Origin of the sequence: Arthrobacter sp. H5, from assembly GCF_000520595.1 — a bacterium.
GTDB lineage: Bacteria > Actinomycetota > Actinomycetes > Actinomycetales > Micrococcaceae > Arthrobacter_D.
On sequence record NZ_KI915011.1, the window covers coordinates 38,059 to 44,924 of the forward strand.

A 6,866-nucleotide genomic window follows, 5' to 3' on the forward strand; every position below is an offset into this window, starting at 1 on the left:
GCCGCCGTCGTCATCAGCGTCCTAACCGCAGTAAGCGCCTTCCGACGCCGAGTGGACCAGCTTGGCGTACTTGGCCAGCACACCCTTGGTGTAGGTGGCCGGCAGCGGCTCCCAGCCGATCTTCCGCTGCTCCAGCTCAGCCGGGTCCACCAGAAGGTCGAACGACTTGTTGGGGATGTCCGCCCGGATCCGGTCGCCGTCCTTCACAAAAGCAATCGGACCGCCGTCAACTGCCTCCGGCGCCACATGGCCGATACACAGTCCGGTTGTTCCGCCGGAGAAGCGTCCGTCCGTCAGCAGGAGTACATCCTTGCCCAGCCCGGCGCCCTTGATCGCTCCGGTGATGGCGAGCATCTCGCGCATCCCCGGACCGCCCTTGGGCCCTTCATACCGGATAACGACGACGTCGCCCGCCTTGACCATCCCGGCTGCCAGCGCCTGCAGCGCACCCTGCTCGCGCTCGAAGACGCGGGCCGTTCCCTCAAACACCTCGGCGTCAAACCCGGCGGTCTTCACGACGGCGCCGTCCGGCGCCAGCGATCCCTTCAGGACCATCAGCCCGCCGGTCTTGTGGATGGGGTTGTCGAGGGCACGCAAAATCTTGCCGTCCAGGTCCGGTGGGTTGATGACCGCAAGGTTCTCGGCGAGGGTCTTGCCGGTGACAGTCAATACGTCTCCGTGCAGAAGACCTGCATCCAGCAGTGCGCGCATGATGACGGGCACACCGCCAACTTTGTCAACGTCCGTCATCACGTAACGGCCAAACGGTTTGAGGTCGCCCAGGTGGGGGATGCGGTCGCCAATGCGGTTGAAGTCATCCAGGGTCAGGTCCACCTCGGCCTCGCGGGCAATCGCCAGCAGGTGCAACACGGCGTTGGTTGAACCGCCAAAGGCCATGGTGACGGCGATGGCGTTTTCAAAGGCCTTCTTGGTCATGATGTCGCGCGCCGTGATCCCGAGACGCAGCAGGTTAACCACTGCTTCGCCGGACTTCCGGGCGAACTCATCACGACGACGGTCGGCTGACGGCGGGGCCGCGGAACCCGGGAGTGACATCCCGAGAGCCTCTCCGATGCAGGCCATGGTGTTGGCGGTGTACATTCCGCCGCAGGCGCCTTCACCGGGGCAGATCGCCTTCTCAATGCGGGTCAGGTCCGCTTCGGACATTTTTCCCGCGGCGCAGGCACCCACCGCCTCGAAGGCATCGATCAGGGTCACTTCCTTCTCGGTGCCGTCCTCCAGCTTGACCCAGCCGGGCATGATGGAGCCCGCATACAGGAAGACACTGGCAAGGTCGAGCCGCGCCGCAGCCATCAGCATGCCGGGCAACGACTTGTCACAGCCCGCCAGAAGCACCGAGCCGTCAATCCGCTCCGCTTCCATCACCGTTTCGACCGAATCCGCAATGACCTCACGCGACACCAGGGAGAAATGCATTCCCACATGGCCCATCGAAATGCCGTCAGACACGGAAATAGTGCCGAACTGCATGGGGAACCCGCCGCCGGCGTGGACGCCTTCCTTGGCACCCTGCGCCAGCCTGTTCAAGGACAGGTTGCACGGCGTGATTTCATTCCAGGAACTGGCGACGCCGATCTGCGGCTTGGCGAAATCGTCATCCCCCATTCCCACGGCGCGCAGCATCCCGCGGGCCGGCGCACGCTCAAACCCATCGGTGACGGCTCGGCTTCTTGGCTTGATGTCAGGTTTCGTCTCGACGCTCATGGGTCAAAGTCTAGGCCTTGAATGGATACGCGACGTGACGTATTACCGGCCTGTTACACCACCAGCTAGGACGGTGCCAGCTTAATTCAAAGTGTGGCGCGAACCGAAGAATCAGGTAGTGTGGCTGCCGCGGACCCGAACGGATGGAGCGGCCATCCTCTGCTGAATGACCCGCCCTACCGCGGGCGTCCCCTACCCCAAGTGGCCCCACATGACTCCCGAGCAGCCTCACGCACCAGAGAACCAATCGGGCAGTAATGCCCTGAAAGACACGCTGCGGCATATTTTCGATTCACAGATCCTGAACTACGGCGACTACAACCTGGTCTTCGCCATGAATGAGCGGCACGAGACCAAGGATCCCTCCGGCGGGCGCGTGTCGAAGCCCAAGTACTTTGTTATTGGCTACAGGTGGCACCCCGCAGAGCTCATGGTGGCTCCGGTCAATGTCCAGACGCTTACCGGCGGCGGGGTTCCGGTTGAGATAAACATGACCAATCTGTCACATGCCGTCCAGCTTGGCGGCGGGGACTACGAAGTGGGCACAAGCACCGGCAAGACGTTCAGGTTCGGCGTCCAGGCACAGGCCGCGTTTTCCCCCGTCCCCGGCGAGACACTGAGGATGGACCAGCGGGACGACTATCCCGACTTCCAGTCGTTCATGCGGGCTTTCGTTGCGATGGCCTGAATCAGTTGCCCCAATGGCCCCTGCGGACCAGGTTGGCCGGTTCACGGCTGTCAGCCAGCGCCTGGAGCTGGGAACGCAGTAGTTTGATGATGCGCGGTTCAAACGCTCCCGTGTTTCCGCCGTTGTGTGGTGTGATGATTGCGTTTGGAGCCGCCCACAGCGGGTGATCCTGAGGCATTGGTTCGGGATCAAAGACGTCGATGGCCGCCTTGAGCCTGCCCGAGATCACTTCCCTGGTGAGTGCATCCGAGTCAACCACGGCGCCGCGCGCAACGTTGACCACCAGCGCACCGTCCGGCAGGGCGGCGAGCACCTTCGCGTCCACCAGCCCCCTGGTTGAATCGTTCAGCGGGGTGATGACAATCAGGACGTCATGCTCAGCGGCAAGGCTCACCAGCTCATCGCTCGAGTGGACCCGGCCGCGCTCATCGTTCCGCGCTGAGCTCCCCACCCGGGTCAGGGTCACCTCGAAGGCGTCCAGGCGCTTCGCGATTTCCGCACCAATACCGCCCACGCCGAGAAGAAGCACCCGCCGGTCCGCGAGGCCGGTGAACCGCCCGGGCTGCCATACGCCGTCGTTCTGGTTGCGCACCGCCACATCGATGCCCCGCAGCGATGCGATGGCCAGCCCAACGGCCAGCTCAGCGGTCGCCGCAGCGTGCACGCCTGCTGCGCTGGCCACGGCCACACCGTCTCCCACCATTTCCGGAACTCCCTCGTAGCCGGTGGACTGTGTCTGAACCAGCTTGAGGTCGGGTATTTTTGCCAGCGGCCCGCGCATGTCGCCCAAGGACATATAGGGCAGGACGACGACGTCAACATCGCCATACCGGGCGCCCTGCGGGTCGCTGTGGAAGTCCCACACCACAACGTCGATCCCCTCCGGAGTCGGCTGCAGCGCGTTCAGCATTTCTTCATCGGGTACGGTCACCGTGCGGATCCTTGGGGTGCTCATTCGGTCAGGGTATCGCCCCACCGGCAGCGTTCGAAATCGTGTCGGCAATCCCCTGCGCCTATTTCCGGGGTGCTGAGGCCCTGTCAGGACGCCTAGACAGGGTGTGGATGGGAAAGTAACGTCGCTTCCATGCGGACTCCCCTGCACGGAAGGAAGGACTTGACGATGGACGCATTGCTCTGGGCACTTCTCATTGCAGCAGCGGTCGCGCTGGTCCTCTGGTTTCGGAACCGCAAACCTGCCGGGAGGGCCGGCCATTCGACGGAAGTATCCGCCGGACCCCAATCACCCCTGCCGTCGAGCATCAGGAACCCGGAAAACACAACCGAAGCAGCGCCAGGGCCACTCCAGCAACCCCAACCGGATGACACCTCCGGCTGGGAGTCGAAGGATTCCGAGGCCGTAATCCGGCCACAGGGGCAGCAGCGATCATGAACGACCATCAACGCGTGCCGGGGAATGCCGGCCCCCGGGTGCGGGGCAGGCTGGGTGCAGCGGCCACGATATTTGTCCTCATGGGGTGCACTGCAGCCCCTGAACCTGATCCCATTTTCCAGGGCGGGAGCGGGCAACCGCCGTCGTCGTCGGCGACGCCGCAGGCCGCGGAATCCACTGAACCGGACAATGAAACGGCCGGCGCCGAAACCGCTGACCCCGTGTCACCGCCAACGGCGCCTGCGCTCTCCGTGGTGGGCGAGCTGGCGTCTGGCCTTGGCACACCGTGGTCGATGATTGCCCTGCCGGATGGAAGCGCACTGGTGTCAGACCGGGAGACCGGCGAGATCATCCGCATCGTTGATGGGAACACCAGCGTAGTGGGTGTCATTGACGACGCCGTGGCGGCCGGCGGCGAAGGCGGACTGCTGGGGCTGGCCATCGGACCCGATTTCGACACGGAACCGCGGTTGTTCATGTACTACACCAGCCCGTCCGATAACCGGGTGGTCAGCAACTCATACTCGCCGGAAGGGCTCGGTGAACAGGTGGAAGTGCTCACGGGCATTCCCAAAGCTAACATCCACAATGGCGGACGCATCAAGTTTGGTCCCGACGGATTTCTCTATATCGGCACCGGCGACGCCTCCGTTGGGGAGAACTCGCAGGATCCCTCAAGCCTTGGCGGGAAAATACTTCGGGTAACCGCCGACGGCGACCCGGCTCCCGGGAATCCCACCGCAGGCTCGGCCATGTACTCGCTTGGCCACCGGAACGTGCAGGGGCTGGCCTGGGACTCGGAAGGCCAGCTGTGGGCCAGCGAATTTGGTCCGGAGATCGACGACGAACTGAACCTCATTGCTGCGGGAAATAATTACGGCTGGCCGGAGGTCACCGGCGCGCCCGGCCGGGAAGGTTTCACGGATGCACAGGTGGTGTGGCCTTCTACGGCCACATCGTCACCGAGCGGGATGGCAATCGTAGGTGACGTGGCCTACATCGGCGGACTGCGTGGACAGAGGTTGTGGCAGGTTCCGCTGGCCAACGGTTCTGCCGGGATGCCTGTCAGCCATTTTGACGGTGAATTCGGCCGCCTGCGCGACGTCGTGGAAAGCACAGACGGAGCGCTGTGGGTGGCCACCAATGAGGACGGCGACTCGCGCATTGTGAGGGTGGAGGAGGAGTAGCTCACAGCGCCCTGGGTAATTTACCGTTCCCGCGATCTTGCTGGTACAGTTTAGTGCTGTTGCGGAACGCCGGTTGGACCGGATTCCACACGCACCTCTAGCTCAATTGGCAGAGCATCTGACTCTTAATCAGAGGGTTCCGGGTTCAAGTCCCGGGGGGTGCACCAACAAGAAAAATCCCGTCTGGCTGATTCTTTACGCCGGGCGGGATTTCTTCATGTGGGCTGTGGTCAGCTTTTCTTCATGTGGGCTGTGGTCAGCTTTTTGGCCGTGGTCCAGCGGTCGCGTGCCAGCCGCTCAGCCGGTTCAGCCCCATCGCTCCCCCGACGTCGCGTCCGGCAGCGGGCACTTCTGGATCTGCAGCTTCCACGGCCCACTTCCACCGTGGGGCTCCCAATTCCTTGATGACCATCTGCAGATGGCCCCTTAGCTCATCCGACACGAGACCATCGCCTGTGATGAGGGTGCGTTCAACATCCTTTGCCTGTTCCAGAACCTCGCGGCCGGCGCAGGTGATGGACACTGTGTGGCTGCGCCGATCCAAGTCGTTGCGCACCCGCGATACGTGACCGCGGGTTTCGAGTCTGGAGAGGGTTTTTCCCATTGTCTGTGCCTGCACCCGAACAATCTGAGCGAGCCCGGCCTGCGTCATGGCTCCCTGGCCGGCTAGAACACCGAGCGCGATCACGCCCGCATGCGTCACCCCAATGGTCACGAGCCGCTCATTCCACGCATGCTCTACCAGACGGGCAGCCGTCGTCAGCAGTCGCCCGGTGGGCCATTGCTCCAGATCCGACATAGACAGGCCACTTCCTTTCGCCCCACGCCGCTTACTGCGCAGTAATGAGGCTTCGTTTACCCCTTCCTCATATGATATCTATCGTTTTCCCTACCTTCACCATGAAGAGTAGTTGACTATATGAATCCTTAAGGAGAACCAATATGGCTGAAAAACTATCAAACGGGGATCGTGCCCCCGACTTTACGCTTATTTCAGCGGACGGCAACACCGTTTCACTGGCAAACTTCGAGGGCAGCAAGGTGGTGGTCTATTTCTATCCGGCTGCTTCCACTCCCGGCTGTACCCGCCAGGCCTGCGATTTCCGTGACAGTCTGCGCCCGTTGGAGGCGGCCGGATACAAGGTGGTTGGAATTTCCCCCGACCCTGCCGACAAGCTGAAAAAGTTCAGCGAAATGGAAGCTCTTACTTTCCCGCTACTGTCCGACCCTGATCATTCTGTCTCTGCTGCGTGGGGCGCCTGGGGCGAGAAGAAAAACTACGGGCGGACCTACGAGGGCCTCATTCGTTCAACTGTTGTGGTCGACGAAACCGGACAGGTGGCGCTTGCCCAATACAACGTCCGCGCCACCGGACACGTGGCCAAGCTGCGTAGGGATCTTGGTCTCGATTGATGTCCAGTAGACTGGAAGCTGGTGTTTGACCAGCCCCACGGGGCCGGTCAAACGCAGCGGGCGCGAGTGGCGGAATTGGCAGACGCGCTGGATTTAGGTTCCAGTGTCTTCGGACGTGGGGGTTCAAGTCCCCCTTCGCGCACATCTAAAAAGCTGAGGCACCCCGGCGGGGTGCCTCAGCTTTTTTGATTCGCCCTCCACAAGGTGATACCAGCACCGCACCGAGGCAGGACCGTGACGACGGGCACAAATTATTTGGCAATCGTCACCAATCCGCGCTGTTGATCTACTCGAATTACCTCTGAGACATCAACACGATGTGTTCGACCAATCAGTCGATTGGCCCTTGCAAATTTCATGCTTCGGCCGGGACTACGAAGGAGAAATCTGATGAAACTCTACAAGCGCAGGAATCTCTCGATGCTCGGTGTCGCAGCTGTAGCCATGTTTGGACTCGCGGCCT

6 protein-coding genes and 2 tRNA genes are annotated in these 6,866 nt (G+C 62.1%); 5 read left to right on the forward strand and 3 right to left on the reverse strand.

All coding sequences use genetic code 11. From position 1 onward, the window contains the following. Positions 1-21: 21 nt before the first annotated feature. The gene (ilvD, locus tag Y708_RS0116030; protein WP_028280706.1) at positions 22-1,725 is read right to left on the reverse strand and encodes a dihydroxy-acid dehydratase; all 1,704 of its coding nucleotides are present in this window, start codon (positions 1,723-1,725) and stop codon (positions 22-24) included. 166 nt (positions 1,726-1,891) lie between these two features. On the opposite strand from ilvD, the gene Y708_RS0116035 reads away from it, so the two are divergent. Continuing rightward, complete coding sequence (locus Y708_RS0116035; RefSeq protein WP_253905849.1) at positions 1,892-2,413, forward strand: hypothetical protein; 522 nt, start codon at positions 1,892-1,894, stop codon at positions 2,411-2,413. Position 2,414: 1 nt separating this feature from the next. Here Y708_RS0116035 and Y708_RS0116040 read toward each other — a convergent pair whose 3' ends face one another. Next, complete coding sequence (locus Y708_RS0116040; RefSeq protein WP_028280708.1) at positions 2,415-3,368, reverse strand: 2-hydroxyacid dehydrogenase; 954 nt, start codon at positions 3,366-3,368, stop codon at positions 2,415-2,417. A gap of 431 nt (positions 3,369-3,799) precedes the next feature. Between Y708_RS0116040 and Y708_RS25700 the strand changes: the two genes are divergently transcribed. Beyond that, positions 3,800-4,990, forward strand: a complete 1,191-nt coding sequence (locus Y708_RS25700; RefSeq protein ID WP_253905850.1) for a PQQ-dependent sugar dehydrogenase — start codon at positions 3,800-3,802, stop codon at positions 4,988-4,990. Positions 4,991-5,081: 91 nt separating this feature from the next. Further along, a tRNA-Lys gene (locus Y708_RS0116055) sits at positions 5,082-5,157 on the forward strand. A gap of 89 nt (positions 5,158-5,246) precedes the next feature. Here the strand turns inward: Y708_RS0116055 and Y708_RS25705 are convergent. Beyond that, complete coding sequence (locus Y708_RS25705) at positions 5,247-5,789, reverse strand: MarR family winged helix-turn-helix transcriptional regulator (protein WP_081746888.1); 543 nt, start codon at positions 5,787-5,789, stop codon at positions 5,247-5,249. Between the two features lie 143 nt (positions 5,790-5,932). Between Y708_RS25705 and bcp the strand changes: the two genes are divergently transcribed. Together bcp and Y708_RS0116070 are read left to right on the forward strand one after the other, a co-directional pair. Continuing rightward, positions 5,933-6,403, forward strand: a complete 471-nt coding sequence (bcp, locus tag Y708_RS0116065) for a thioredoxin-dependent thiol peroxidase (RefSeq protein WP_028280711.1) — start codon at positions 5,933-5,935, stop codon at positions 6,401-6,403. Between the two features lie 60 nt (positions 6,404-6,463). Beyond that, a tRNA-Leu gene (locus Y708_RS0116070) sits at positions 6,464-6,545 on the forward strand. The last annotated feature ends 321 nt before the right edge of the window (positions 6,546-6,866 follow it).

Excerpts from the sequence above, each read along its gene's own strand:
- Y708_RS25705 (WP_081746888.1), bottom strand. The coding sequence starts at position 5,789 with ATGTCGGATCTGGAGCAATGGCCCACCGGGCGACTGCTGACGACGGCT.
- Y708_RS0116035 (WP_253905849.1), top strand. The coding sequence starts at position 1,892 with ATGACCCGCCCTACCGCGGGCGTCCCCTACCCCAAGTGGCCCCACATG.
- Y708_RS25700 (WP_253905850.1), top strand. The coding sequence starts at position 3,800 with ATGAACGACCATCAACGCGTGCCGGGGAATGCCGGCCCCCGGGTGCGG.
- Y708_RS0116040 (WP_028280708.1), bottom strand. The coding sequence starts at position 3,368 with ATGAGCACCCCAAGGATCCGCACGGTGACCGTACCCGATGAAGAAATG.
- ilvD (WP_028280706.1), bottom strand. The coding sequence starts at position 1,725 with ATGAGCGTCGAGACGAAACCTGACATCAAGCCAAGAAGCCGAGCCGTC.
- bcp (WP_028280711.1), top strand. The coding sequence starts at position 5,933 with ATGGCTGAAAAACTATCAAACGGGGATCGTGCCCCCGACTTTACGCTT.